We start from the raw sequence: 26,645 nt of genomic DNA, 5'->3' as shown, positions 1-26,645 counted from the left end.
CAACCGGTGCATTGGGGCGCCGAAGCGGCCCGGCGGTGTGGGCCGGGCCGCTTCAGGCGGACATCCGGAGGCTCGTCGCCCCAGGGGTCACTCCTCCACCGTCAGTCCCTTGCGCAGTCGCACCAGCGTGCGGGAGAGCAGCCGGGACACGTGCATCTGGGAGATGCCGAGTTCCTCACCGATCTCCGACTGGGTCATGTTCGCCACGAACCGCAGGGAGAGGATCTTCCGGTCGCGGGGCGGCAGCCCGGCGATCAGGGGCTTGAGGGACTCGATGTACTCGATGCCCTCGATCCCGTGGTCCTCGTACCCGATGCGGTCCGCGAGGGCGCCCTCGGTCTCGTCCTCCTCGGGCTGGGCGTCCAGCGAGGAGGCCGTGTAGGCGTTCGAGGCGGCCATGCCCTCGACGACCTCGTCGTTGGAGATGCCGAGCCGTTCGGCGAGTTCCGCGACGGTGGGCGCGCGGTCCAGCTTCTGCGCCAGCTCGTCGCCGGCCTTCGCCAGGTCCAGGCGCAGCTCCTGCAGCCGGCGCGGGACGCGCACGGACCAGGAGGTGTCGCGGAAGAACCGCTTGATCTCGCCGATGATGGTCGGCATCGCGAAGGTCGGGAACTCGACGCCGCGGGAGAGCTCGAAGCGGTCGATCGCCTTGATCAGGCCGATCGTGCCGACCTGGATGATGTCCTCCATCGGCTCGCTGCGGGAGCGGAAGCGCGAGGCGGCGAACTTGACGAGGGCGAGGTTCAGCTCGACGAGCGTGTTGCGGACGTACGAGTACTCGTGCGTCCCTTCCTCCAGTACCTGGAGGCGCTCGAAGAGGGTCTTGGACAGGGCCCGCGCGTCGACGGGACCGACCTCGTCGTACGGAGGGATCTCCGGGAGCCCCTCGACGGGGTCGAGGAGATCGATGGGATGATCCAGTTGTTCCGGTGGGGGTGTCGACGTCGCGGTCGGGGTATGCGAGGCGTCGAGCCGGGGTGACATGGGTGTCCTCCATCGTTCTCGGCATAAGGCTGCCGAAGCCAAAACGTGCACTGCGGTGTGCGGCGCCTCCGTGGCCGGCGTGTAGGTGTACGTGTCCCTACTAGCCCTACCGGCTTCCCCGAACCGATCGCAAGTGCGTTCTGTTCGTGTATGTCCAGTTATGTGAGTTTGTTCAGGTGTCGGAGTGCGCATGGAAGGCGTAATGTTCGAGGGCATCAGCAGCCACGACCTCGGGAGAGAGACGGCATGGACCACGGGACGGTCGGCAGCGCACAGTCGGGCCGGCTTCTGGTGGATGTGCGGGAAGAGGGCTCCAGCGCCGTTGTGACACCGGCCGGCGAACTCGATCACCACACCGCCGATCTGTTGCGCGAGCCCCTCGACGATCTTCTGGCCAAGGGCTTCTCGCGGCTCGTGGTGGACTGCTCGCGCCTGGAGTTCTGCGACTCCACGGGGCTGAACGTCCTGCTCGGGGCCCGCTTGAAGGCGGAAGCCGCCGGCGGCGGGGTCCACCTGGCGGGCATGCTGCCCGTCGTCGCGAGGGTGTTCGAGATCACAGGAGCCGAGGCGGTCTTCACCGTCCACGACTCCGTGGACGCGGCCCTGGCCCAGGAGGGCGGCGGCGCCGGCTGAGAGCCCCTGTGCCCGCCGCTCCCGGCCCCGCGGGCGCACCGGTGTGCCGGTGCCGCCCCGGGTGTCCCGCCGGTCGCGCGGAAGACGGGGGTGTTCCGGCGCCCCGGTCGGGCAGGAGTCATGCTGACGACCATCGGCCACCGCATCGCCGACCCGGTCCCGGACGGGACGGGGCCCCTGTGCGCGCGACGGCCCGGGACGGGCGGTGACCCTGCGCGACGGGGGCGCGTACGGACGGTGGACGGGATCCGGACGCCGGACGGACGAGGGCGGACGGGAGCGGAACGACGTGCGGGCGACGGGACGGATGTGCAGATGACGGGACGGACCACAGACGGACCGGCCGGTGCCGAACGGCGCCGGACCATTGAATCGTGAATCGGTGAATCGGTGAGGTGAAGCGCTGATGAGCACCACCCGGCCCTACTCGCCGGGCGACCGCGGCCCGGAGCCCAGCGGCGCTTCCGGGGCGTCCGAGGGGGATGCGCCGGCCGGCGCGACCACGGGGGCAGCCGCGCCGTCCGTGCCGTCGGAGTCCGGCGGCGGCACAGGTGCGGCCCGGGCCCGGCACGTCCGCAGACTCGAGCTGCAGGGCGAGAGCGGGGTCGTCCCGCTCGCCCGTGATTTCACCCGCCAGGCGCTGTACGCGTGGGGCTGGCTCCCCGCCGCGTCCGCGGACCAGCGGGCGGCGGCCGAGGACGTGCTGCTCGTCGTCTCCGAGCTGGTCACCAACGCCTGCCTGCACGCCGAGGGCCCCGACGAACTCGTCCTCGCCTGCGACAACAAGGTGATCCGGCTGGAGGTCTCCGACGGCGGCACCGGCCAGCCCGCCCCGCGTACCCCGCACCGCGCCGGCCGCCCGGGCGGCCACGGCATGTTCATCGTGCAACGGCTGTGCCTGGACTGGGGCGTGGTCCGCCCCGCGGGCCGTCCCGGCAAGACGGTGTGGGCGGAACTGGGTGCCCCGGCCTGACCGCAAGGCCGGTCACCCCGGCCCCCGCCTCCACTCCGACACCCCGTCACACACGCCGGATCGCCACAACTCCGGCGTGTGACGCGTCTTCCCTCCTCACGACCCCCGGCGTACCTTGGCGGCCGAATCTGATACGCCGTCAGGAATTCCGTCGGGAATGAATGGGGTGGACCGAACGTGTCGTACCCGAAACGAACCGCCGCGCTCGCGTCCGCCGCGGCCCTGGCCGGCTCGGCGGTACTGCTGGCCGCCCCGGCGGCCCACGCCGACGTCGCCGACGTCAACTACCGCTGCCAGACGCCGATCGGCGTCAAGAGCGCCGTCTCGCCGATCGACATCAAGGGCGTCAGGAGCGGCAGCGGCTACCGGGTCACCATGTCCTGGCAGAAGGGCGTCTCCTCCAGCCCGGTCGAGCTGGGCAAGGGCGCGATGACCCCGAGCGCCACCATCAGGCTGGGCGGCGCGGACAGCGGCACGCTCCCGGTGAGCGGCCCGCCCAACGCGGCGGCCATCCCGGCCAACACCCCCATCAAGATCAGTGACTTGAGCGGGACCTACACCCCGAAGAAGACCGGCAAGGTCACCTTCACGGCGGCCACGCTCGTCATCAAGGCACTCGGCACGACGACGACCTGCACGCCGACCAACAACCCCGGTCCGTCCCTGACGCTCGACGTGACGGCGGCCGGCGGATCCACCGGCGGCTCCTCCTCGTCGTCCTCGTCGTCGTCCTCTTCTTCCTCTTCCTCTTCCTCGTCGGGCGGCCAGCTGCCGCAGACCGGCCCCGACGACTCCGCCGTCGCCCTCGGCACGCTCGGCGGCACGGTGCTCCTAGCCGGGGCGGCGGGCGCCCTGTGGCTGACCCGGCGGGGCCAGGCCGCGCGCCGCTGACCCCACGGACCGCCCACCCGCCGCCCCGGAGGGGTGGGCACCCCCGTCGCGCCACACCTGCTGATGGAGCCGCCCATGCCGTCCGCCGCCCGGGTCCTCGGCCTGACCCTGCTGATGCTGCTGAGCGCCGCCCCGCGTACCGCCGCGCACCCGGGCGGGTGGTCCCTGGCACCCGGCGGAGCCCGCCCGTCGTTCTACGCCGAGGGCGCCCCCGGCTCGGTCCTCCAGGACACCGTGTCCGTCACCAACCCCGGCCGGACCCCCGTCACCGTCCGGCTGAGCGGCACCGGTGTGCCGGCGGTGTTCGCCCGGAGCGGCCTCACCGTCCCGGCCCGCACCCGCGCGGAGGTGCCCTTCACGCTGACCGTGCCGGCCGGGGCCGCGCCCGGCGACCGCTCCGGCGCGATCGTGGCGCGCGACGCCCGGGGGCGTACGGCGCGGGTCCCGGTACGGCTGCGCGTCGGCGGCCCGGCGCTGGCCGCGCTGACCGTCGAGCACCTCGCCGTGCACGCCGACCGCATCACGTACCAGCTGGTCAACCGCGGGACGACCGTGCTCGTACCGAGACTCGCGGTGCGCGCCGACGGTGTCTTCGGGCCGGTCCTGGACCGCGCCCCGCGCACCCTGCCGGTCCGTCTGGCGCCGGGGGCCCGGCGGACGCTGGACGAGCCGTGGCCGGACCGGCCGGTCCTGGACCGCGTCCGGGTGCGGCTGACGGTGACGGCGGCGGGCGGGGCACACGCCACGGCGGCCACCTCGGCCGCGTTCGTGCCGTGGGGCACGACGGCCGTCGTCGCCGGGGCGACGGCCGCGGCCGCCGCGCTCCTCGCGCGCCGCCGCGGATCCCGCAGGCCCCCGCCCGAGGGCGACGGACAGCCGTGCAGGGAAGCCGAGTTGACGGGAGCGGTGTCGTGAGGCGGATCGTGGTCCTGGCGGTCCTCGCGCTGCTCCTGCTGCCGCTCTCGGGCCCGGTGGCGGCGGCGGACGGACCCTCCGTGAAGCTGTCGGCGGCCCAGGCGGGCACCGGCGGCTCGGTCACCGCCAGCGGCACCGGCTGGCGGCCGGGCACCCTCCTGATGCTGCTGGTCTGCGGGCGGGCCACCCCCGCCCGGGGCGTCATCGGCGGCACCAACTCCTGCGCCAACGGCGACGGCCGGGCCGTGACCACCGACGCCCGGGGCGCCTTCTCGAAGCGGCTGCCGGTCGCCGAACCGCCCGTGCCCTGCCCCTGCGTGGTGCACGTGGCCACCGTCACCGGGGCGGGCGCCGAGGCGGACGCCGTCCTCCAGGTCGCCGGGCACCCCGTCGCCCCACTGCCCGCCGAACCCTCCGGCGGCCGGCTGTCGATCCTCTCCGACACCCGGCTGACCGGCTCCGGCTCCCTGCTCACCTGGTTCGGCGCCCCGCCGAGCCGCACCCTGGTCTTCACCGCCGGCAACCTCGGCACCAGCCCGGTCGAGGACCCGGTGTTCCAGGTCGGCACGGCGCACGGCGTCTTCGCCCCGCAGTGGGACGACCGCCAGTGGCACGGCACCCTGGGGCCCGGCAAGAAGGCGCAGATCGAGCTGCCGGTCGAACTGTCGGCCGGGGCGCACGGCGACTACACGGTGTCCCTGAAGTACGGCGGCCGGATCCTCGCCGAGCAGCCGTGGGGCGTGGGCCGCCCGTGGGGCGTGACCCTGTTCTGGATCCTGCTCGGCCTGGTCGTACCGGCCGCGCTGTTCCGCGCCGGGATGGCCGTGGTGGACCGGGTACGGCCGCGCCGCCCGGGCGGTGTCCGCCACCGGCGCCCGGCCCTGCCCCTGCCCCGGCTCCGTCCGGGCGGGGGAACCGCCGTCACCTCCCGGCTGCCGGTGCTCCGCTCCCGCGCCTCCGCGCCCCCGGCCCCCACGACCCCGGTCCTGCCGTGGTTCGCCCCGGACTCCGCTCCGGGCGACCCGGCCGGCCGGCTCTCCGCACCGCACGACGACAGCCCGACGAGTCCTACGACTCCCACCACGAAGGGACCCACGTGAGCATGCGAAGGAGAGGCACGGCGGTGGGCGCCGCGCTGGTGCTGAGCGGTGCGGGCGCCCTGCTGGGCCTGGCCGCGACGCCCGCGCAGGCGGCCACGGTGGCGTACGCCACGCACTGCGTGCCGCCCGCGGGCATCAGTCCGGTCGACGGCACCACGAAGGTCGAGATCACCGCGCCGGCCACCGCGAAGGTGGGCGACACCGTGGACGTCACATGGAAGTTCGTGCAGGCCGCGTCCAAGAACCCGGACATCATCGACCTGCCGGCCAACTCGGTGCAGCCCTCCGGCGTCCTGAAGGCGGCCGGCGCGCAGACCGCCGACATCGCCATGCAGGGCCCGCGGCAGAACCCCGCTATCCCCAAGGGCGGCGACATGGTGCTGTCCGACATGAAGGGCAGCCTGAAGCTGACGGCGGCCGGCGAGGTGACGCTGACCCCGGACGCGTACACCGTCAACGCGATGTCGACCGACACCAAGTGCGCCCCGAAGGAGACCGTGCAGAAGTCGGCGACGATCCAGGTGACGGGGAGCGGCGGCGGCACGCCCACCACGACCCCGACCCAGTCGACGACCCCCACGCAGTCGGCCACCCCGACCGGGTCGGCCACCCCCACGGGCAGCGCCGGTGCCACGGCGACCGGCGGCACCGGGCAGACCGACTTCACCGGCAAGGAGGTGCAGATCCCCTACGCCTGCAAGACCCCCATCGGCGACAAGAACGCCACCTCGCCGGTGCAGGTCGACGCCAGGAAGAACGGCGGGAGCTACGACCTCACCGTGCGGTTCAAGAAGTCGGTGATGGACAGTCCCGCCGACATCCCGGCGAACTCCGTGAAGCCGTCCATGGAGGTCGTGCTGGGCGGCGCCGACAAGGGCACGGTCCATGTGGAGGGGCCGACGAACGCCCAGCCCATCAAGTCCGGCGACCCGATCGCGATCCCCGACCTCACCGGCACCTACAAGCCCGGCGCGAGCGGCACCTCGACCCTGTCCCCGGGTGTCCTGACCGTGAAGGCGCTCGGTACGACCACCACGTGCACGCCCACCAGGACCGAGGTGTCCCTCACGCTGGACATCAGCGGGCAGCCGGGCGGCGCTTCGGGCGGTACGTCCACCTCCGGCGGCTCGGCCGGCGGCGGTAGCACCACCAGCGGCGGCTCCGGTGGCCTCGCGCAGACCGGCGCCGACGACCACGGCGCCCTGAAGGCCCTGGGCCTGGTCGCCGGCACGGCGATCCTCCTGGGCGGCGCCGTGTTCACGTTCATGCCACGGCGCAGGACGCGTTGAGCCGGTCCACGCGCAACGCACGGAGGGCCGTCGCATCCCGCGGGATGCGACGGCCCTCCGTCGGCCGGGTCCGAGCGACTAGTGGACGTCGCCCATCAGCTTGTTGACCTTGTTGCGGTACATCCACACCGCGACACCGGCGACCACGGCGAGCGCGGCCTCCAGGGCGACGAAGCCCATCTTGTCGAGGTTGATCCCGCCGACGGCCGGGTTCGACAGCAGAGCGGTGATCGAGTCGCCCGCGGTGACCGCGAGGAACCAGACGCCCATCATCTGCGAGGCGTACTTCTTCGGCGCCATCTTCGTGGTCACGGACAGACCCACCGGGGACAGCGTCAGCTCACCGACGGTCTGCACGAAGTAGATCGCGACCAGCCACATGGCCGCGGCCTTGTGACCGCCCTCGGCGATCGACAGCGGGGCGAGGAAGAGGAAGAAGGACGCACCGATCAGCACCAGACCGGCGGAGAACTTCACGATCGTGCTCGGCTCCTTGCCGCGCCGGTTCAGCCACAGCCACAGCCAGGCGAACACCGGCGCCAGGGCCATGATCATGACCGGGTTGACCGACTGGTACCAGGAGACCGGGAAGCCCCAGCCGAGGACCGAGTTCTTGGCGCTGCTGTCCGCGAACAGGGACATGGTCGAACCGCCCTGGTCGTAGATCATCCAGAAGACGGCGGCGGCGACGAAGAACCAGACGTACGCGGACACCTTCGAACGCTCGGCGTCGTCCAGGTCCTTGTCCCGGCGGATGCGCGCGATGACCAGGATCGGCACGATCAGGCCGATGAGGGTCAGCGGGATCAGCGCCCAGTTCAGGGTGAAGTGGCCGGAGAAGCCGACGACGCCGTAGAAGACCGCGGCGATGACGAGCCAGATCAGGCCCTTGCGCAGGGTGGCGGACTTCTCCTGGGCCGACAGCGGCGTGGGGACGACGTCGCTCTGCTCGCTCAGGTGACGGCTGCCGAGCAGGTACTGGGCCAGACCCAGCGCCATGCCGAGCGCGGCGAGCGCGAAGCCGAAGTGCCAGTTGACGTTCTCACCGACGGTGCCGATGACGAGCGGCGCGGCGAAGGCACCCAGGTTGATGCCGACGTAGAAGAGGGTGAAGCCACCGTCACGGCGCGGGTCGTCCGGACCCTTGTAGAGGTGGCCGACCATCGTGGAGATGTTGGCCTTGAGCAGACCGGAACCGATGGCGACGAGGCCCAGACCGACGAAGAAGCTCGCGGCGGCCGGCAGCGCCAGGCACAGGTGGCCCAGCATGATGATCAGACCCGCGACCGCGACCGTCTTGCGGGGGCCGAGGAAGCGGTCCGCGACCCAGCCGCCGGGCAGGGCGAGCAGGTACACGAGGGACACGTACACCGAGTAGATGGCGGTCGCCGTGCCCGCGCTCAGGTGCAGGCCGCCCGGGGCCACCAGGTACAGCGGGAGCAGGGCCCTCATGCCGTAGTAGGAGAACCTCTCCCACATCTCGGTCATGAAGAGAGTGGCCAGGCCGCGGGGGTGGCCGAAGAAGGTCTTCTCGGAGCCGGGGGTGCCCGGGCGGACCGAGTCCTTCGTCAGGCTGGACGCCATGGTCGTTCCTTGCTGGTCGGGACGCGCGGTGGAGCGTTGCGCCCGGTGGGGGTGTCGGCCGGCACCGGCGGGGTCGGTCGTCCGCCCCCAACGCCCGGGGGAGTCCGCCCCGGGTCACGGAGCGGTGGACGGCGACCACCGGGATCCACGCTCGGTGACGCGTCGGTGCGTCCGGAGCCCGGCCAGAGGTCATTCCTTTCAAGGCTGATCTTGATCAGCCCGCACACAAGAAGGACCCTCAGCGACAACTGCCCGCCAAAGGTCCCCAGGTGTACTACAGGCGTTCACGTCACTGTACGTCAGCACACTGCCGGATATGGAAGGACTTGAGACACGGATCACAGGTGTCGAAGGAACCGCGCAACGGAATTCGAAGGCCCTTCTACGATCGCATCCCCGGAGCGATGGTTCGTACCAGCGGCCGGGGTAGGTAAGAAACCCTGGAACCGATCACACCCCAGCACCGCACGTGGGCGGTCTACCATCACCTCATGACCCGTGTACTGCTCGCCGAGGACGACGCTTCCATCTCGGAGCCGCTGGCCCGCGCCCTGCGCCGGGAAGGGTACGAGGTCGAGGTGCGCGAGGACGGCCCCACCGCGCTCGACGCCGGAATGCAGGGCGGCGTCGATCTGGTCGTGCTCGACCTCGGCCTGCCCGGCATGGACGGCCTGGAGGTCGCCCGCCGGCTCCGCGCCGACGGCCACACCGTGCCGATCCTCATCCTGACCGCGCGGGCCGACGAGGTGGACACCGTCGTCGGCCTGGACGCGGGCGCCGACGACTACGTCACCAAGCCCTTCCGGCTCGCCGAACTGCTCGCCCGGGTGCGGGCCCTGCTCCGGCGCGGAGCCGCCGAGCCGCAGCAGCCGCCTGCCACGCACGGGGTGCGGATCGACGTCGAGTCGCACCGGGCCTGGATGGGCGACGAGGAACTCCAGCTCACCGCCAAGGAGTTCGACCTGCTGCGGGTGCTCGTGCGGGACGCCGGCCGGGTCGTCACCCGGGACCAGCTGATGCGCGAGGTCTGGGACACCACGTGGTGGTCGTCCACCAAGACCCTCGACATGCACATCTCCTGGCTGCGCAAGAAGCTGGGCGACGACGCGGCGAACCCGCGCTACATCGCCACCGTACGAGGCGTGGGCTTCCGCTTCGAGAAGAGCTGAGCCCCCTCCCGGGGCCAGCGGTCACGCCAGGTAACGGAACATGCGCCGACGTCTCATCCAGTCCACCCTCGCCGTCGTCCTCGTGGTGATCGCCGTCTTCGGCATCTCGCTGGTGATCGTCGAGACACGGACGATCAGCAACAGCGCCCAGGAGCGGGTCGAGTCCGAGGCGGTGCGGCTGGCCAGCATCGTGGACAGCCGGGTCCTGGCCGCGGAGAACGTCAACGCCGACGTGCTGCGCAATCCGGTCAGCAAGGAGCAGTACGCGGTCATCCGCATGCCCGGCCAGGCGCCGATAGAGATCGGCACCAGGCCGCAGGGCGACGTCATCCACGCCACCCAGCAGGGCGAGGAGGGCGAGACCGTCACCGTGCAGGAGCCGCGCTCCGCGGTGACCCGCGAGGTCGGCCGGACCCTGCTGATCATCGGTCTGGTGGCGCTGCTCGCGGTGGTCGCGGCCGTGCTCCTCGCGGTGCGGCAGGCCAACCGGCTCGCGTCCCCGCTGACCGACCTCGCCGAGACCGCCGAGCGGCTCGGCTCCGGCGACCCGCGCCCCCGGCACAAGCGCTACGGCGTCCCCGAGCTGGACCGGGTCGCCGACGTGCTGGACTCCTCCGCCGAGCGGATCGGGCGCATGCTGACCGCCGAGCGGCGCCTCGCCGCCGACGCCTCCCACCAGCTGCGCACCCCGCTGACCGCGCTGTCCATGCGGCTGGAGGAGATCACCCTGACCGATGACCCGGACATCGTGAAGGAGGAGGCGAACGTCGCGCTCACCCAGGTCGAGCGGCTCACCGACGTGGTGGAGCGACTGCTGACGAACTCGCGCGACCCGCGCACGGGCTCCGCCGTCACCTTCGACCTGGACGAGGTCATCCAGCAGCAGCTCGCCGAGTGGCGACCCGCCTACCGGAGCGCCGGCCGGGCCATCGTCAGCTCCGGCAAGCGGCATCTGCAGGCCGTCGGCACCCCGGGCGCGGTCGCCCAGGTGCTGGCCGCGCTGATCGAGAACTCGCTGATGCACGGCGGCGGGACCGTCGCCCTGCGCACCCGGGTCACCGGCAACCAGGCCGTGGTCGAGGTCACCGACGAGGGCCCCGGCGTCCCGGCCGACCTCGGCGCGCGGATCTTCGAGCGCACGATCAGCGGACGGAACTCCACGGGGATCGGCCTGGCCGTGGCGCGGGACCTCGCCGAGGCCGACGGCGGCCGCCTGGAGCTGCTCCAGGCCCAGCCGCCGGTCTTCGGACTGTTCCTCTCGCGCACACCCCCGGCCCGCAAGCCGGACGAGGACCACCCGATGGTGCGCTGAGACGGGTTACGGCACGCGCTGGGTGGGCCGGTCCTTGGGGGAGCCGGGCCTGCCCGACTCGGCCACCAGGATCGACTCGGCCTCCTGCGCCGGCAGCGCGCGGAACACCCAGGTGCGGTACGACCAGAACCGGAACAGGGTGGCGATGCCGATGCCGAGGAACTTGAAGACATTGCTCTGCAGTGGGCTGTCCCAGCCGAGACCGTAGGTGGCCAGGTACAGCACGCCGTTCTCGATCACCAGACCGATCGCGCTGAAGAACAGGAACAGGGTGAGTTCCTTGGTGCGGCCGCTCCGGTCGCGGTCCCGGTACGTCCAGTAACGGAATCCGACGTAGTTGAACGCGATCGCGACCACGGTCGCGATGATGCTGGCGCGGACCACCGGCAGGTCGGAGACGTGCCGGACCAGGTTGAACACACCGAGATTGACAAGAACGCCGGCGCCGCCGACGGCGCCGAACTTGGCCAACTCGCCCACGAGCCGTTGCAGCCCCGAGGAACGTCGTTCCATGGTGTTGCAGCTCCCGTCGGTAGGTTTCGTCAACCACGCCATGCTATCCAGGCGAATCGGCCGCCGCCTGTGGACCATGCCAGGACTGGGAAACAGGTCGGAAAGAGACCGGAAAGTGCCGGGTAAGAGTCCGGAAGAGGGACGCGATCCGGCGGCCCCGCCGTGGCCGATACGCTATAGGTGTGACGTTCCCGGTAGTCGGCATGGTCGGCGGGGGGCAGCTCGCGCGTATGACGCACGAAGCGGGCATCCCGTTGGGCATCAGGTTCAAGCTTCTCAGTGACACCCCTCAGGATTCCGCGGCGCAGGTCGTGAACGAAGTCGTCATCGGCGACTATCGCGATCTGGACACGCTGCGTGAGTTCGCGCGCGGTTGCGATGTGATCACCTTCGATCACGAACATGTACCCACAGAGCACCTCAGGGCCCTGGAGGCGGACGGCATCCCCGTGCGCCCGGGGCCGGACGCGCTGGTGCACGCCCAGGACAAGGGTGTGATGCGCGCGAGGCTCGACGCGATCGGCGTCCCGTGCCCACGGCACCGGATCGTCGCCGATCCGGAGGACGTGGTCCGGTTCGCGGCGGAAGGGGACGGCTTCCCGGTCGTCCTGAAGACCGTGCGCGGCGGCTACGACGGCAAGGGCGTGTGGGTCGTGGAGTCGGCCGAGGAGGCCGCCGACCCGTTCAGGGCGGGCGTGCCGGTCCTCGCCGAGGAGAAGGTCGACTACGTCCGCGAGCTGGCCGCCAACGTCGTGCGCTCCCCGCACGGCCAGGCCGTCGCCTACCCGGTGGTGGAGTCCCGCCAGGTGAACGGCGTCTGCGACACGGTGATCGCGCCCGCCCCCGAGCTGGACGAGGACCTCGCGCTGAGGGCCGAGGAGATGGCCCTGACCATCGCCAAGGAGCTGGGCGTCGTCGGCCACCTGGCCGTGGAGCTGTTCCAGACCCGCGACGGCCGCATCCTGGTCAACGAGCTGGCGATGCGCCCGCACAACTCCGGCCACTGGAGCCAGGACGGCGCGATCACCTCCCAGTTCGCCAACCACGTCCGCGCGGTCCTCGACCTCCCGCTCGGCGACCCGCGCCCGCGTGCCAGGTGGACCGTGATGGTCAACGTCCTCGGCGGCGACTACCCGGACATGTACTCCGCGTACCTGCACTGCATGGCCCGCGACCCCAAACTCAAGATCCACATGTACGGCAAGGACGTGAAGCCCGGCCGTAAGGTCGGACACGTCAACACCTACGGCGACGACCTGGACGACGTGCTGGAGCGCGCCCGTCACGCAGCCGGCTACCTGAGAGGCACGATCACCGAATGAGCCCTGTTGTAGGCATCGTCATGGGGTCGGACTCCGACTGGCCCGTCATGGAAGCCGCCGCCAAGGCCCTGGACGAGTTCGAGATCGCGTACGAGGTCGACGTCGTCTCCGCACACCGCATGCCCCGCGAGATGATCACGTACGGCGAGCAGGCCGCCGACCGTGGCCTGAAGGTGATCATCGCCGGCGCCGGCGGCGCGGCCCATCTGCCGGGCATGCTCGCCTCCGTCACCCCGCTGCCGGTCATCGGCGTGCCCGTGCCGCTGAAGTACCTCGACGGCATGGACTCCCTGCTGTCGATCGTGCAGATGCCGGCCGGCGTCCCGGTGGCCACCGTCTCCGTCGCCGGTGCCCGCAACGCCGGCCTCCTCGCGGCCCGCATGCTCGCCGCGCACGACGAGGACCTGCTGCACCGGATGCGCGAGTTCCAGCAGGAGCTCAACGACCAGGCCACCGAGAAGGGCAAGCGGCTGCGCACCAAGGTCGAGGGCGCGGGCAGCGGCTTCGGCTTCGGGAAGTGACCGCCGTGGCCCCCCTGGACGAGGCCCGCGAGCTGCTGCGCGAGTTCCCGGTCGTCGACGGCCACAACGACCTGCCCTGGGCGCTGCGCAAGAAGGCCGGCTACGACCTCGGCGCCCTCGACATCGCCGACGACCAGCACGCGAGCCTGCACACCGACCTGCCCCGGCTGCGCGAGGGCGGGGTCGGCGCGCAGTACTGGTCGGTGTACGTGCCCGCGGAGCAGCCCGAGCCGGTCGCCGCGACCCTGGAGCAGATCGACTGCGTCCGGCAGATGCTCGCCCGCTATCCCGCGGACCTGGCGCCCGCGCTGACGGCCGCGGACATGGAGGCGGCGCGCGCGGACGGCCGCATCGCCTCGCTGATGGGCGCCGAGGGCGGCCACTCCATCGCCAACTCGCTCGGCACCCTGCGCGGCCTGTACCGGCTCGGCGTGCGCTACATGACGCTGACCCACAACTCCAACGTGGACTGGGCGGACTCCGCGACCGACGAGCCGAGGGCCGGCGGCCTCACCGCCTTCGGCCGCGAGGTGGTCCGCGAGATGAACCGGCTCGGCATGCTGGTCGACCTCTCCCACGTCGCCGCCACCACCATGCGCGACGCGCTGGACGCCACCTCCGCGCCGGTGGTCTTCTCGCACTCCTCCGCCCGGGCGGTGTGCGACCACCCGCGCAACATCCCCGACGACGTCCTGGAGCGGCTGCCCGCCAACGGCGGCGTGGCCATGGTGACGTTCGTGCCGAAGTTCGTGCTCCAGGCGGCCGTGGACTGGACGGCCGCGGCCGACGAGAACCTGCGCGCCCACGGCCTGCACCACCTGGACACCGGTCCCGAGGCGATGAAGCTCCACCGCGCCTTCGAGGAGCGCAACCCGCGCCCGGTCGCCACGGTGTCGACGGTGGCGGACCACCTGGACCACATGCGCGAGGCCGCGGGCATCGACCACCTCGGCATCGGCGGCGACTACGACGGCACCGCGTTCACCCCGGACGGCCTGGACGACGTCTCCGGCTACCCGAACCTGCTCGCCGAGCTGCTGGACCGCGGCTGGTCCAGGGCCGACCTGGCCAAGCTCACCTGGCAGAACTCGGTACGGGTGCTGGGCGCGGCGGAGGACGTGGCCCGCGGCCTCCAGACCGGCCGCACCCCCTCCAACGCCACCATCGAGTCCCTCGACGGCTGACGCCCGGGGCGGTGCGGCCGGCCGCACCGCCCCGCACTCCCGGGCACCGGTCCCGGGCGCCGGGGACCCGGCCGCGAACTCCCGGCCGCCGTACCCCCGAACGCCGCACTCACCAGGAAGCCGTCCTCACCTCCGTGCGACGGTGGGCCTACGCCCCACCACGACGCAGCTCACGACGACGTACGGAGCACGCCATGGCCGACCTGCAGGACGACCTCCCCATCACGACCGAGGTCGGCGCGGACGAGGACCTGCCGGACGACCCCTTCGTCGGGGAGCCCTCCGGCGACGACCTGCGGCGGGCGCACGCCCTGCTGGCCGCCCACCCCGTCGCCGACGGCCACAGCGGCCTGCCCTGGGCCCTGCGCCGGCTCCCCTGCTACGACCTGGAGCTGGGGGAGGCGGCCCTCGACACGGATCTGCCCCGGCTGCGCGAGGGCCACGTCGGCGCGCTGTTCGGGTCGCTGCACCAGCCCGAGGGGCCCGGCGCCGGCCGCGTGGCGACGGCCACCCTGGAACAGCTGGACCTGGTGCGCTCGGCGGTCGAGGCGCACCCGGAGGGGCTGCGTCTGGTGCGCACCGCGGGCCAGCTCATCGACGCCCGCAACTGCGGCCGGGTCGCGGTGCTGCTCGGCCCGGCGCCCGGCGCCGCGCTCGACGACTCCCTCGCCCTGCTGCGCGTCCTGCACTCCCTCGGCCTGCGCGTGCTCACCCTCGCGGGCACGGCCTGGGCCGGCGAGGCGGGGCTGACCCGGTTCGGCGAGGAGGTCGTCCGGGAGATGAACCGGCTGGGCGTCCTCGCGGACGTGTCGGGCGCGTCCGAGGCCACCGTGGCGCGGACCGTGGCCCTGTCCAGGGCCCCCGTGCTCTGCACCCGCTCCGCCGCCCGCGCCCTGCGCCCGCACCCCGCCAATCTGCCCGACGACCTGCTCACCGCGCTCGGCGAGGCCAGGGGCCTGTGCATGGTGCCGCTGACCGCCGAGCAGGCGGGTCCCACCGTCCGGGACGTCGCCGACCACCTCGACCACGTACGCGACGTGGCCGGCCCCGACTGCGTGGGCCTGTCCGGCACCTACGACTCCGGCGCCGCCCACCCCCAGGACCTGGCCGACGCCTCCCGCTACCCCCACCTGATCGCAGAACTGCTCCGCCGCGGCTGGTCCCGGACCGAACTGACCCAGCTGACCTGGGGAAACGTGCAACGGGTGCTGCGCAGCGCGGAATTCACCGCCCGGGCCGCCCAGCATCGCCGGGAGGCGTCCACCGCGCGGATCGCGGACCTGGACGCCCCCCTGGGGCCTGTCTGACAATGCCCGTCTGCCGTCAGACAGGCCCTAGCCCCCCGGTGCCCCGGGCCGGGTTTCCTCACGGGTGTTCGATCCGGCACAGGCAGAACGGGTGTCCGGCGGGGTCGGCGTACACCTGGAAGTCCTTCTTCTCCCGGTCCTCCAGGTCCAGCGGCCGGGCGCCCAGCGCGAGCACCCGCTCGTGCGCCGCGTCGATCTCGGCCCAGCTCGAACCCGCGTCGAAGTCCAGGTGGAACTGCTGGCCGTTGCGGTCCGCGCGCGGCCACTCCGGCGGCACGTACCCCTCGGCGCGCTGGAAGCCCAGCCGCGGGCCGTCCGGGATCTGCAGCACCACCCAGTCGTCGTCCTCGGCCTGCGGGGTGCCCCCGCCCACCGCCGCGTAGAAGGCGGCCAGCGCCTCCGGGTCGGGACAGTCGAGCACGACGTTGCGGAAACGGGCGACGGACGCCATGGAGTCCTCCTTCGGTGGCTTCAGCAGGCGCAGAGACAGAACGGGTGCCCCGCCGGGTCGGCGTAGACACGGAAGGTGCGGTCGCGGTCCTCGGCGTCCAGCGGCCGGGCCCCCAGCTCCAGCACGCCCCGCTCGGCCGAGTCCAGGTCCTCCACCGCCAGGTCCAGATGGAACTGCTGCGAGGCGTCGGGAGCGGGCCACTTCGGGGGCACGAACCCGGGCGCCCGCTGGAAGGCGAGCCCCTGCCCGCCGGGGACCGCGAGCTCCACCCACTCCTGGTCGCCCTCCACCGTGCCGCCCAGCACACCGGCGTAGAAGCCGGCCAGCGCACGGGGATCGGGACAGTCCAGGACCACGGCACCTAGCTTGGCGAGAGCCATGACTACCTCCTCGTGTTACCCCTGAAGCCGGGTAACCAGTAACGGTTACCGCATGCTCCCCCATGGGGGGTAACCTCGCAATCGAATTGCGGAGGTACCTTGCGGACATGAGCGAGAGATCGGCCGCCCCCGGCGGCCTGGCCCTGATCGAGTCCCTGGTGAACACCCTGGACCTGGAGACGGGACACGACTCGCTCGACACGGCGGACACCCGGGCACGCCTCGGCGTCACCGAGGACGAGGTGGCGGACGCACGCGTCCTGCGCGAGTCCCTGCGGGCCGTGCTGCTCGCCCACGCCGGCCACCCGCCGCACCGCGCGGTCGCCCCGCTCGGCGCCCTGCTGTCCCGCGCCCCCCTGTACGTGACCTTCGCCGAGCACGACGGCGCAGCGGCCCTCACCCCGGCCGACGGGGAGCCGCTGCCCTCCCGGGTCGCCGCCGCCGTCGCCGAGGCGCTGATCGCGGGCACCTGGCCCCGGCTGAAGGCCTGCGCGGCCGACACCTGCCACTGGGCCTACTACGACCGCAGCCCCGCCGGCCGCGGCCGCTGGTGCTCGATGCAGGTGTGCGGGGCCCGCGCCAAGATGCGCCGCTACCGCGCCAGGGAGCGCTAGCGGGCGCGGACACGGGGAGTTCACCGGCCACGTATGTGTCCGATGGTGCAGAATGCGGGAAGACGCCGGTTCGGCCGACTGAGCCTCGGCCGAACCGGCGTCGCCACCGCGGGCCTTAGGCGGTCGGGCGGCCCATCGCCCGGTACGTCCAGCCGGCCCGCCGCCACAGCTCCGGGTCGAGGGCGTTGCGCCCGTCCAGCATCAGCCGGGCCGCCGTGACCTCGCCGAGCGCCGCGGGGTCCAGCTCGCGGAACTCCCGCCACTCGGTGAGGTGCAGCACGACGTCCGCGCCCCGGACCGCCTCCAGCGCCGAGTCGGCGTAGCCCAGCGTCGGGAAGACCCTGCGGGCGTTGTCCATGCCCTTCGGGTCGTACACGGTCACCTGGCCGCCCTGGAGGTGGATCTGGCCGGCCACGTTCAGCGCGGGCGAGTCGCGGACGTCGTCCGAGTCGGGCTTGAAGGTGGCACCGAGCACCGCGACCCGCTTGCCGAGGAACGAGCCGCCGCCGAGCGCCTCCCGGGTCATCTCCACCATCTGGCCGCGCCGGCGCATGTTGATGGAGTCGATCTCCCGGAGGAACGTCAGCGCCTGGTCCGCGCCCAGCTCGCCGGCCCGGGCCATGAACGCCCGGATGTCCTTGGGCAGGCAGCCGCCGCCGAAGCCGATGCCGGCGCGCAGGAACTTCCGCCCGATCCGGTCGTCGTACCCGATGGCCTCCGCCAGCCTGGCCACGTCACCGCCCCCGGCCTCGCACACCTCCGCCATCGCGTTGATGAAGGAGATCTTGGTCGCCAGGAAGGAGTTCGCGGCGGTCTTCACCAGCTCGGCGGTCGGAAAGTCGGTGACGACGAACGGGGTGCCCTCGCCGACCGGCGTCGCGTACACCTCGCGCAGCAGCTTCTCGGCCCGCTCGCTGCGCACGCCCGCCACGATCCGGTCCGGGTGCAGCGTGTCGTCGACGGCGAAGCCCTCGCGCAGGAACTCGGGGTTCCAGGCCAGCTCCGCGTCCGCGCCGGCCGGGGCGTGCTCGGCGAGGTAGGCGGCCAGCCGGTCGGCGGAGCCCACCGGGACCGTCGACTTGCCGACGACCAGGGCCGGGCCGTGCAGGTGCGGGGCGAGGGAGGCGATCGCGGAGTCGACGTACGACATGTCGCACGCGTACTCGCCGTGCTTCTGCGGGGTGTTCACGCACACGAAGTGCACATCGCCGAAGGCCCCGACCTCGGCCCAGTCCGTGGTGAAGCGCAGCCGGCCGGAGGACCCCTCGAAGCCCGGCACGTGCCGGCGCAGCAGTTCCTCGAGCCCCGGCTCGTACATCGGGGTCTCGCCGCGCTCCAGCATCGCGATCTTCTCGGGCACCACATCCAGGCCCAGCACCTCGAACCCCAGCTCGGCCATGGCCGCGGCGTGCGTGGCGCCGAGATAACCGGTGCCGATCACGGTGATCTTCAGGCTCATGGATGCGCTCCAGATAGGGGACTGTCTCGTGCGGTGCCTGAGCATAGTCGGGCCGCTCACCGGGCAACTTTCCCGCTGTCGCCAAGCTCACGTAGGCGGCTCAGGGGCGGGCCTCTAAAATTTGAGTTACTTAACGGTAATTAGCGTCAGTATCACTGCGTCTTTGGAGCGTGAGAGACCGTGGCCGGATCGGCTGACTTCGACCTGTACCGCCCGTCCGAGGAGCACGACATGCTCCGCGACGCCGTCCGTTCGCTGGTCGAGGCGAAGATCGCGCCCTATGCCGCGGCGGTGGACGAGGAGGCCCGCTTCCCGCAGGAGGCCCTCGACGCCCTCGTCGCCAACGACCTCGCCGCCGTGCACGTACCCGAGGAGTACGGCGGCGCCGGCGCCGACGCGCTCGCCACGGTCATCGTGATCGAGGAGGTGGCGCGCGCCTGTGTGTCCTCCTCCCTCATCCCGGCCGTGAACAAGCTGGGTTCGCTGCCGGTGATCATCTCGGGCGGCGAGGAGCTGAAGAAGAAGTACCTGACCCCGCTCGCCAGGGGCGAGGCGATGTTCTCGTACTGCCTCTCCGAGCCGGAGGCGGGCTCGGACGCGGCCGGCATGAAGACCAAGGCGGTCCGCGACGGCGACCACTGGATACTCAACGGCGTGAAGCGCTGGATCACCAACGCGGGTGTGTCCGAGTACTACACGGTGATGGCCGTGACCGACCCGGAGAAGCGCTCCAAGGGCATCTCCGCCTTCGTCGTCGAGAAGTCCGACCCGGGTGTCTCCTTCGGCGCCCCGGAGAAGAAGCTCGGCATCAAGGGCTCCCCGACCCGCGAGGTCTACTTCGACAACGTCCGCATCCCCGCCGACCGCATGATCGGCGAGGAGGGCACCGGCTTCGCCACGGCGATGAAGACCCTGGACCACACCCGCATCACCATCGCCGCCCAGGCCCTCGGTGTCGCGCAGGGCGCCCTCGACTACGCCAAGGGCTACGTCCAGGAGCGCAAGCAGTTCGGCAAGGCGATCGCCGACTTCCAGGGCATCCAGTTCATGCTCGCGGACATGTCGATGAAGATCTCGGCGGCGCGTGCGCTCACCTACCAGGCCGCGGCCGCCTCGGAGCGCGGCGACGCCGACCTCACCTACCTGGGTGCCGCCGCCAAGTGCTTCGCCTCGGACGTGGCGATGGAGGTCACCACCGACGCCGTCCAGCTCCTCGGCGGCTACGGCTACACCCGCGACTACCCGGTCGAGCGCATGATGCGCGACGCGAAGATCACCCAGATCTACGAGGGCACGAACCAGGTCCAGCGGATCGTCATGGCCCGCAACCTGCCGTAACCGGTCACGTTCCGGGATCTTCGGGAAGGCGCCCCGCGGGGCGCCTTCCGTGTGTTCGGGCGCGCCTTACGACCGGTCGGTCACATGCGGGCGGGGCCGGGGGGACGTAGGACGGAACCACACGGGGCCCGGCCGGGCCCCCGCCTCCCAGGAGGAGCCATGACCCAGTCCCAGATGATGCCTGCTCTCACCCAGCAGATGCAGGACTGCATCGAGGCCTGCATGAACTGCCACAGCATGTGCGAGGAGACCATGAGCTCCTGCATGCAGAAGGGCGGGCAGCAGCAGATGCAGGTCATGCGCGCGCTCATGGACTGCTCCGAGGCGACGCGCATGTGCTCCGACATGATGATGCGGCGCTCGCCCATGTCCGCCGAGATGTGCATGCTCTGCGCCAAGATCTGCGACATGTGCGCCGAGGCGTGTATGTCCATGCCCGACGACCAGCAGATGATGCGCTGCGCCGAGGCGTGTCGCCGCTGCGCGGAGACCTGTCGCGCCATGGCGGGCGCCGGCATGTGACCCAGGCTTCCCGGTACCGCCCAAGGGCACCCCTCGCGGGTGCCCTTGACCGTGCGCGTCCCGCCGCCGCGGGCCGGACGTCATGACGGACGGGTGTGGAGGGTATGTGCGTTCCGTGACCTTGCCGTGACCATCGTGTTCAGGCCATGATCTCCTCCAGTGATCGAGAACTCCGGGTGGCCGCGGGGGTGGTGACCGGCCGTCGGCTTCCGGAGGCGACCCAGTGGGGGACGAAATGAACCTGGCCGAGCGACTTTTCGCGCGGGCCGGCGTGGTGACCGGTGGCGTGGTGCTGTCGGTGGTGGCCGCCACCGGTGGCGCGCAGGCCTACGCGTACGACGGCAGCGCCCCGTCGTCGACCGGCTGCTCCAGCAGCGCGAGCACCGTCGAGTCCGCGACCGTCCGCAACGGCGCCGGTGCCGCCTTCGGCACGATCGAGCTGCGCTACAGCTCCACGTGCCGTACCGCCTGGGCCCGGTTCACCATGAACTTCACGCAGGACGCGTGCGGCAACGCGGCCGCCGGCACCGCCTGCCCCACCGCCGACGTGATCCGCAACAACGACGGCCGCGACTACGGCTGCACCATCCACCAGGGCCAGAGCAGCTGCTACACCCCCCAGGTCGACGACGCGGGCATGACCTCGTTCGCGCAGGGGTTCGTCGACGCGGCGAGCGGCCAGGCACACACCCGGACGTCGTCGTACTGACCACCCGTCCGCCGGCGTCGTACCGCTCGGCGTCCGTGACGCATCGGGGCCGCGGCTTTCCACAGCCGCGGCCCCCTCGTCGTCACCGGATCGGTCCCCGGCTCACCAGGTGAATCCTTTCTGCACGTCCATGCAGGCGCCCTTCTGATCGCCGGGGAGCACGGCGGCCGTGGTGGGCGCCTTCGTCGGCTGGGCGGGCGCCTTGTACGCGGTGCCGGTGCGCCAGTCGGAGCCCACGACCAGGGTGACGCCCGAAACGTCGGCCGACCTGCGCACCTGCTTCAGCGGGACTCCGAGCGCCTTGGCCACCGCCTGGGCGTCGCCCTCCAGGCCGGCGCCGGGATAGAGCACGACGGTCCGGGTCTCCGAGGCGGCCGTGGTGTCCGCCGCGGCCCGGGTGAACCCCTTGTCCTGCAGAAGCCGGGACAGGGCGAGCGCCCGCTGCTGCGCCGGGGGCCCGCCGTCCGCTGCGGTGCCGTTGCGCACCTGCACCGCGATCCCGTCGTCCGGGTGCGCGGGGGTCTTCGCCTGCTCCTCGGTCTTCTTCTTCACGCCGCGCCCGTCCAGCGGTGTGTCGTCGCGCACCATGGAGAGGAGCTGGTCGGCGTCCCCGGGCGCGGGCACCAGCCGGTTGTGGTCCTGCGACCACTGCACGGTCGGCAGCGTCGTCATCGTGATGCGCTTGGTGGGGACCTGCTTGAACTCCTCGGACAGGTCGTACAGCTTCTTGATCGTCCCCAGTCCCTCGTCGACCTTGAGGGCCTTGGTGGCGGTCTCGGCCAGGTCGCGCATTGCGCCGGGGTCGTCCAGCGTGGCCTTCTCGCGCAGCTGACGCACCATCGCGTTCATGTACATGTGCTGGGCGTGGGTACGGCCGAGGTCGGTGCCGTCCTCGAAGCCGTACCGGGTGCGCAGCCACTGCAGGGCCTGCTGCCCCTTGACGTACGTGGTGCCCTTCTTCAGCTTCAGGCCCGAGCCGTGGCCGTCGGAGGTGTGCGACCACACGTTCTGCCTGACGCAGACCGGGACACCGCCGATGGCGCTCGCCATCGAGACCACGCCGGAGAAGTCGACCATCATGAAGTGGTCGATGTGGATCCTGGTGAGGTGCTGCCAGGTGGCGACCGTGCAGCCGGGGCCCCCGCGGCCCAGCGAGTCGTTCGCCATGGCCAGGGTGGAGGCCTGGTACTTGTGGCCGGTGTGCGGGTCGGTGCACCGGGGGATCGGGATCATCGTGTCCCGGGGGAGGCTGATCACGGACATGTTGGTCCGGTCGGCCGAGACGTGCACCAGCATCTGCACGTCCCCCAGCGGCGGCCGGCCCACGTCCGCCTTGGACCCGCCGAGCCTGAGGTCCTCCGCGCTGTTCCGGCTGTCCGAACCGATCAGCAGGACGTTCAGCGGGGTCTGGCCGTCGGCGTTCGGGGTCGCCCTGGGCACGTCGGAGTCGCCCAGGTTGAGCTTGTCCTTCTCGATGTTGGCGTTGAGGTGTTCGTAGTAGAGGTAGCCCGCGCCGGCGGTGCCGAGTATCAGGATCGCCAGCGTCGCCGCCGACCAGCGCAGTATCCGGCGCCTGGGGCGCGGCGGTCCGGACTCCGCCTCGCGCCTCCTGCCCCCGCCGCGCCGGTGGCCGCCCCGCCCGCCCTCGGCCTCGCTCCCGCCGGACGCGCCCTGTCTGGGGCGGGGTACCGCCCCCTCGCCGCGCACGCTGCTACGCGCCATGCTCCTGACCCTCCCACCCCCCGGGCGGCACCACGGCCGTTCGTCGTGACGCGGTGCCGAGCCCCCACCGACCTCTGGTCACGTGCGCGACCTGTGGGCCGTTCGCACATGATCGCTCACAGTATCCGCCGCTCCGGCGCCGGGCGACGCCCGCGCCGAGCGGAAAGCGGGGCGGGGAAGGGCACTTGGCCCTTCCCCGCCCCGAAACGCTTCTCCCGGCCGCCTAGTTGCCGGTGACCGTCACCTTCTGGTCGTTGTTCAGCTCGTTCACCAGCGTCTTCACCTTGGACTTGTCCCACACCAGGTTGCCGCCGGTGGAGCCGGAGATGGGCATGTTCATCGACGTGCCCTCACCGCCGTTGACGCCCTTCATCGCCCAGAACATCGAGCCCAGGTCCCACAGGGACATGTCCTTGTCGACGATCAGGGAGTCCAGGCCCGCGCCCATGGTCGGGTAGAACCTGAAGGGGTTCAGGACGGTCGACGGGGTGGCCACCTGGTGGGCCAGCGCCGACAGGAACTTCTGCTGGTTCTTGGTGCGCTGCAGGTCGGACGCGGCGAACGCGTGCCGGGTACGGACGAAGGCGAGCGCCTGCTGGCCGTTCAGGGTCTGCTTGCCGGCCTTGAAGTCGGCGCCGGACCACTTGTCCTTGAAGCCCTTGTCGATGGTGATGTCGACACCGCCGACCGCGTCCACGATGTTCGCGAAGCCCTGGAAGCCGATCTCGACGTAGTGGTCGATGTGCAGCCCGGTGTTGTACTCGATCGTGCGGACCAGCAGGGTCGGGCCGTCCTCGGCGTAGGCCGCGTTCAGCTTCTCGTGCCGGCCGGTCGCCGGGTACGTCTTCCCGGAGGTCGATCCCTGGTACGACGGGATCTCCACGTCCGAGTCACGCGGCAGCGAGACCAGCGTGTCGCCGTTGTCGCCGACGTGCAGGATCATCATCGAGTCCGTGCGCTTGCCCTCGGCGGCGCCGGTGTGCAGCTTCTTCTCGTCCGCCTTGGTCATGCCCTCGCGGCTGTCCGAGCCGACGATCAGGTAGTTCGTGCCGGAGCCCGACTGCGGCCGGTCGATGACCTTCGACATGTCGACCTGGCGGCGCAGCTTGGAGTCGGCCCAGAAGTAGGTGGCGACCGAGGTGACGATCAGCACGGTCGCCAGCGTGATCACCGTCCACTTGATCCGCCGCCGCCAGTTCGGCCTGGGCCGCGGCGCGCGTCCGGGCTCGCCGCCCGGGCCGTGGCCGCCGGGGCCTCCGTAGACCTGGCCGGTGTTGTAGCCGCTGTCGTACTCGTCGTAGCCGCCGCCGTCCACGTACGTCGGCTGCTGCGGGACGCCGCCGGCGTACGGCGGCGCCGACGGCCCGGGGTCGCCGTACGCCGGGCGCTGCCCGGGCGTGCGCCGGACCTGACGCATCACGCGGGCGTTCTCCGGCTGCGCGCCGGCACTGCCGCGTCCGTAGCGGGGGCCGCGGTTGTCGTCGGAGAATCCCTCGGGCCAGTCATTCATGCGCCCCAGTGTGCAGGGCACTGGTGTGTGCCTTACAAGGGATGTCGGAAAATCAGGGCGCCCCTGTTGCGAAGCTGACACAAATTCCGCGAATGTCACCTCGGCATAAGGTGGAGGGCATGACAGACCAGGTCACGGACACGGAAGCAGATATGGAGCCGGACATTCCGGGTAAGCCCACATCCGCCTCGCGCACCACACTCAGCCACATCATGACCCACAACGACACCAACCTGCTGGGGACGGTGCACGGCGGGGTGATCATGAAGCTGGTGGACGATGCGGCGGGAGCGGTGGCCGGCCGGCACTCCGGCGGCCCCGCCGTGACCGCTTCCATGGACGAGATGGCGTTCCTGGAGCCGGTCCGCGTCGGCGACCTGGTCCATGTGAAGGCCCAGGTCAACTGGACCGGCCGGACCTCCATGGAGGTAGGCGTGCGAGTGCTGGCCGAGCGCTGGAACGAGTCGACCCCGCCCACCCAGGTCGGCTCCGCCTACCTGGTCTTCGCGGCCGTCGACGCCGACGGCAAGCCGCGCCGGGTGCCCCCGGTGATCCCGGAGACCGAACGCGACCGCCGCCGCTGCCAGGAGGCCCAGATCCGCCGCACCCACCGCCTGGCCCGCCGGCGCGCCATCCGCGAGCTGCGCGAGAGGCGCGCGGCACAGGGCTTCGAGGACTGACGGACCCGGGCGGGGACCGGCGGGCTCAGGCGCTGCCCGAGCACACCACCTCGTTGCCGCGCACCACGCTCTGCTCCGGACGCCCCGGGTCCTCGAAGTGCACCTTGCGCACCTGCCTGAAGTCGGACCCGGCGGTCACCTTCAGCAGCGGCCCCTGGCCCGGGACCGGGCGCAGCTCGCTGCCGGGCAGGGCCGCGGCCAGGGAGCGGGCGGAGCGGTCCCAGCGGGGGTCGAAGAAGATCACCGTGCGCCGTACGTCGTGCAGCGCGGCGGTCACCGGCCGGTGCGTGGCCGCGAAGCCGGCCGCCGCGAGTGCCGCGTCGACCCGCTTGGCCAGCCCCGCGACGCGTGTGCCGTTCGCCACCTGCACCCGGATCTGCCGGGGATCCGTCTCCACCGGCTGCGAGGCGGGCCCGCGGTGCGGGTGCGCCACGGTGAGCGGCTTGTCGTCGCGCAGCGACTGGAACAGCTGCGCCGACTTCACCGGGTCCCACTTCAGGGTCGATCCGATGCCCTTGACCGGGTAGTTCATCTGCGCGATCGGGACCGTGGTGAACTCCGAGGAGGAGGGCGAGAAGTTCCGCATCGCGCGGCCGAGGTCGAGCAGCTCGTCGGTGCCGAAGCCCTCGTCGGCGCGGACCGAGCCGAGCACCGCCCGGGTCACGTCCCGGAACCGCATCGGATTCAGCAGCACCCCCGAGGAGGTGGCCTTCTCGATCAGCGCTGCCAGGAACCGCTGCTGCCGCTTCATCCGGCCCAGGTCGCTCGCCCCGTCGAGGTGCCGGGAGCGCACGTACTGCAGCGCCTGCCCGCCCAGGAGGGTGTGGGTGCCGGGGGTGAGGTCCAGCCCGGTGTACGAGTCCTTCAGCGGTGTCGCCGTGCAGATCTGCACGCCGCCGAGGACGTCCACGGTCTTCATGAAGCTGGTGAAGTCGACCTCCAGGTAGTGGTCGATCTTCACGTGGGTCATGCTCTCGACCGTGCGCACGGTCAGCTGGGGGCCGCCCTCGGCGTAGGCCGCGTTCAGCCTGAGCGGGTGCGGGCCGGCCTGTCCGCGGGTGGTCCCGTCGGTCCGGGCGGGCGCCTCGGCGTAGGAGTCGCGCGGCAGGCTCACCACCGTGGCCCGGTCCCGGTCGTCCGAGATGTGCACGATCATCATCGTGTCCGTGCAGTGGCAGGGCTGGCCGCCCAGGTGGTAGGCGCGCCGCTGCCGCTCGGTGATCTTGTCCCGCCCGTCGGTGCCGACCAGCAGGAGGTTCATGCCGTGGCCGGCGCGCGGCCGGTTCTTCATGTCCCTGAACGCGTCGACCCTGGCGATGCCCGCGTCCAGGCTGGTGACGACCGCGTGCCCGATGCCCGCGGAGGCGAGCACCACGACGGACAGCGTGGTCACCGCCCGCATGGCCCAGCGCGGCCGACGTGGCGGCCGGGCGGACCTCACGGGCCGCTCGGGCGGCCGCGGCACCCGGCGTGGCGGCTGCGGGCTGCGCTGTGGACGAGCGGGGGACCGAGGCGGGCTGGGCAAAGGAGGACACCTCCGGACGAGGCCGTACGTGGGATCCG

Annotated in this window: 26 protein-coding genes; 17 read left to right on the top strand and 9 right to left on the bottom strand. The window is 71.8% G+C overall.

Going from position 1 to position 26,645, the window contains the following annotated elements; genetic code table 11:
• Positions 1–87 precede the first annotated feature (87 nt).
• On the bottom strand, positions 88–984 hold the full coding sequence (locus ACZ7FF_RS38390) for an RNA polymerase sigma factor SigF (RefSeq protein ID WP_470818520.1): 897 nt from the start codon (positions 982–984) through the stop codon (positions 88–90).
• A 246-nt stretch (positions 985–1,230) separates the two neighbouring features.
• On the opposite strand from ACZ7FF_RS38390, the gene ACZ7FF_RS38385 reads away from it, so the two are divergent.
• The 6 genes from ACZ7FF_RS38385 to ACZ7FF_RS38360 all read left to right on the top strand — a co-directional run bounded on the left by ACZ7FF_RS38385 (position 1,231) and on the right by ACZ7FF_RS38360 (position 6,785).
• Complete coding sequence (locus ACZ7FF_RS38385; RefSeq protein WP_470818518.1) at positions 1,231–1,617, top strand: STAS domain-containing protein; 387 nt, start codon at positions 1,231–1,233, stop codon at positions 1,615–1,617.
• 406 nt (positions 1,618–2,023) lie between these two features.
• Positions 2,024–2,590: an ATP-binding protein gene (locus ACZ7FF_RS38380; RefSeq protein ID WP_470818516.1), complete on the top strand. Its 567-nt coding sequence runs from the start codon at positions 2,024–2,026 to the stop codon at positions 2,588–2,590.
• Positions 2,591–2,767: 177 nt separating this feature from the next.
• On the top strand, positions 2,768–3,481 hold the full coding sequence (locus tag ACZ7FF_RS38375; RefSeq protein WP_470818514.1) for an LPXTG cell wall anchor domain-containing protein: 714 nt from the start codon (positions 2,768–2,770) through the stop codon (positions 3,479–3,481).
• A 75-nt stretch (positions 3,482–3,556) separates the two neighbouring features.
• Positions 3,557–4,396 (top strand): COG1470 family protein, encoded by an 840-nt coding sequence (locus tag ACZ7FF_RS38370; RefSeq protein ID WP_470818512.1) that lies wholly within the window; start codon positions 3,557–3,559, stop codon positions 4,394–4,396.
• Positions 4,393–5,496 (top strand): hypothetical protein, encoded by a 1,104-nt coding sequence (locus tag ACZ7FF_RS38365; RefSeq protein ID WP_470818510.1) that lies wholly within the window; start codon positions 4,393–4,395, stop codon positions 5,494–5,496. Before ACZ7FF_RS38370 ends, ACZ7FF_RS38365 begins: the two co-directional genes overlap by 4 nt.
• Before the next feature lie 2 nt (positions 5,497–5,498).
• The gene (locus tag ACZ7FF_RS38360; protein ID WP_470818568.1) at positions 5,499–6,785 is read left to right on the top strand and encodes a hypothetical protein; all 1,287 of its coding nucleotides are present in this window, start codon (positions 5,499–5,501) and stop codon (positions 6,783–6,785) included.
• Between the two features lie 78 nt (positions 6,786–6,863).
• On the opposite strand, the gene ACZ7FF_RS38355 is transcribed toward ACZ7FF_RS38360, so the two are convergent.
• Positions 6,864–8,369, bottom strand: a complete 1,506-nt coding sequence (locus ACZ7FF_RS38355; protein WP_470818508.1) for a peptide MFS transporter — start codon at positions 8,367–8,369, stop codon at positions 6,864–6,866.
• Positions 8,370–8,860: 491 nt separating this feature from the next.
• Here ACZ7FF_RS38355 and ACZ7FF_RS38350 point away from each other — a divergent pair, with 491 nt between their 5' ends.
• Entirely contained in the window at positions 8,861–9,538 is a 678-nt protein-coding gene (locus tag ACZ7FF_RS38350; protein ID WP_020940464.1) for a response regulator transcription factor, read from the top strand.
• Between the two features lie 40 nt (positions 9,539–9,578).
• Positions 9,579–10,850, top strand: a complete 1,272-nt coding sequence (locus tag ACZ7FF_RS38345; protein ID WP_470818506.1) for an ATP-binding protein — start codon at positions 9,579–9,581, stop codon at positions 10,848–10,850.
• A gap of 6 nt (positions 10,851–10,856) precedes the next feature.
• Here the strand turns inward: ACZ7FF_RS38345 and ACZ7FF_RS38340 are convergent, their stop codons facing one another.
• The gene (locus ACZ7FF_RS38340; RefSeq protein WP_470818504.1) at positions 10,857–11,363 is read right to left on the bottom strand and encodes a GtrA family protein; all 507 of its coding nucleotides are present in this window, start codon (positions 11,361–11,363) and stop codon (positions 10,857–10,859) included.
• 182 nt (positions 11,364–11,545) lie between these two features.
• Here ACZ7FF_RS38340 and ACZ7FF_RS38335 point away from each other — a divergent pair, with 182 nt between their 5' ends.
• From ACZ7FF_RS38335 to ACZ7FF_RS38320, 4 genes are all read left to right on the top strand, one after another.
• A complete protein-coding gene (locus ACZ7FF_RS38335) occupies positions 11,546–12,685 on the top strand; it encodes a 5-(carboxyamino)imidazole ribonucleotide synthase (protein WP_470818502.1) in 1,140 nt (379 codons plus the stop codon).
• Positions 12,682–13,206: a 5-(carboxyamino)imidazole ribonucleotide mutase gene (gene purE, locus ACZ7FF_RS38330; RefSeq protein WP_470818500.1), complete on the top strand. Its 525-nt coding sequence runs from the start codon at positions 12,682–12,684 to the stop codon at positions 13,204–13,206. The genes ACZ7FF_RS38335 and purE overlap by 4 nt, the downstream gene beginning before the upstream one ends.
• 5 nt (positions 13,207–13,211) lie before the next feature.
• Positions 13,212–14,390 (top strand): dipeptidase, encoded by a 1,179-nt coding sequence (locus ACZ7FF_RS38325; RefSeq protein WP_470818567.1) that lies wholly within the window; start codon positions 13,212–13,214, stop codon positions 14,388–14,390.
• A gap of 194 nt (positions 14,391–14,584) precedes the next feature.
• Complete coding sequence (locus ACZ7FF_RS38320; RefSeq protein ID WP_470818498.1) at positions 14,585–15,697, top strand: dipeptidase; 1,113 nt, start codon at positions 14,585–14,587, stop codon at positions 15,695–15,697.
• Between the two features lie 58 nt (positions 15,698–15,755).
• Here ACZ7FF_RS38320 and ACZ7FF_RS38315 read toward each other — a convergent pair whose 3' ends face one another.
• Both ACZ7FF_RS38315 and ACZ7FF_RS38310 read right to left on the bottom strand, forming a co-directional pair.
• Positions 15,756–16,148 carry a VOC family protein gene (locus tag ACZ7FF_RS38315; protein WP_470818496.1) on the bottom strand — a complete coding sequence of 131 codons (393 nt, stop codon included), beginning with the start codon at positions 16,146–16,148 and terminating at the stop codon, positions 15,756–15,758.
• A 20-nt stretch (positions 16,149–16,168) separates the two neighbouring features.
• Complete coding sequence (locus ACZ7FF_RS38310) at positions 16,169–16,528, bottom strand: VOC family protein (protein WP_470818494.1); 360 nt, start codon at positions 16,526–16,528, stop codon at positions 16,169–16,171.
• 107 nt (positions 16,529–16,635) lie between these two features.
• On the opposite strand from ACZ7FF_RS38310, the gene ACZ7FF_RS38305 reads away from it, so the two are divergent.
• The gene (locus ACZ7FF_RS38305; protein ID WP_470818492.1) at positions 16,636–17,142 is read left to right on the top strand and encodes a CGNR zinc finger domain-containing protein; all 507 of its coding nucleotides are present in this window, start codon (positions 16,636–16,638) and stop codon (positions 17,140–17,142) included.
• Positions 17,143–17,257: 115 nt separating this feature from the next.
• Here the strand turns inward: ACZ7FF_RS38305 and ACZ7FF_RS38300 are convergent, their stop codons facing one another.
• Positions 17,258–18,601 carry a UDP-glucose dehydrogenase family protein gene (locus tag ACZ7FF_RS38300; RefSeq protein ID WP_470818490.1) on the bottom strand — a complete coding sequence of 448 codons (1,344 nt, stop codon included), beginning with the start codon at positions 18,599–18,601 and terminating at the stop codon, positions 17,258–17,260.
• Positions 18,602–18,781: 180 nt separating this feature from the next.
• Here ACZ7FF_RS38300 and ACZ7FF_RS38295 point away from each other — a divergent pair, with 180 nt between their 5' ends.
• The 3 genes from ACZ7FF_RS38295 to ACZ7FF_RS38285 all read left to right on the top strand — a co-directional run bounded on the left by ACZ7FF_RS38295 (position 18,782) and on the right by ACZ7FF_RS38285 (position 21,170).
• Positions 18,782–19,939, top strand: coding sequence for an acyl-CoA dehydrogenase family protein (locus ACZ7FF_RS38295; RefSeq protein WP_470818489.1), 1,158 nt, complete (start codon positions 18,782–18,784; stop codon positions 19,937–19,939).
• Between the two features lie 159 nt (positions 19,940–20,098).
• Entirely contained in the window at positions 20,099–20,461 is a 363-nt protein-coding gene (locus ACZ7FF_RS38290; RefSeq protein WP_470818488.1) for a four-helix bundle copper-binding protein, read from the top strand.
• Between the two features lie 223 nt (positions 20,462–20,684).
• Positions 20,685–21,170, top strand: coding sequence for a DUF2690 domain-containing protein (locus tag ACZ7FF_RS38285; protein ID WP_470818486.1), 486 nt, complete (start codon positions 20,685–20,687; stop codon positions 21,168–21,170).
• A gap of 102 nt (positions 21,171–21,272) precedes the next feature.
• Here the strand turns inward: ACZ7FF_RS38285 and ACZ7FF_RS38280 are convergent, their stop codons facing one another.
• Together ACZ7FF_RS38280 and ACZ7FF_RS38275 are read right to left on the bottom strand one after the other, a co-directional pair.
• Positions 21,273–22,892, bottom strand: a complete 1,620-nt coding sequence (locus tag ACZ7FF_RS38280) for an LCP family protein (RefSeq protein WP_470818484.1) — start codon at positions 22,890–22,892, stop codon at positions 21,273–21,275.
• Between the two features lie 223 nt (positions 22,893–23,115).
• Complete coding sequence (locus ACZ7FF_RS38275; RefSeq protein ID WP_470818482.1) at positions 23,116–24,402, bottom strand: LCP family protein; 1,287 nt, start codon at positions 24,400–24,402, stop codon at positions 23,116–23,118.
• Between the two features lie 119 nt (positions 24,403–24,521).
• On the opposite strand from ACZ7FF_RS38275, the gene ACZ7FF_RS38270 reads away from it, so the two are divergent.
• The gene (locus ACZ7FF_RS38270) at positions 24,522–25,082 is read left to right on the top strand and encodes an acyl-CoA thioesterase (protein WP_470818480.1); all 561 of its coding nucleotides are present in this window, start codon (positions 24,522–24,524) and stop codon (positions 25,080–25,082) included.
• A gap of 25 nt (positions 25,083–25,107) precedes the next feature.
• On the opposite strand, the gene ACZ7FF_RS38265 is transcribed toward ACZ7FF_RS38270, so the two are convergent.
• Positions 25,108–26,607 (bottom strand): LCP family protein, encoded by a 1,500-nt coding sequence (locus tag ACZ7FF_RS38265; protein ID WP_470818478.1) that lies wholly within the window; start codon positions 26,605–26,607, stop codon positions 25,108–25,110.
• Positions 26,608–26,645: the final 38 nt, after the last annotated feature.

This window comes from Streptomyces sp. NPDC037126, from assembly GCF_055605965.1.
This window is presented reverse-complemented; position numbering and strand designations above follow the sequence as displayed.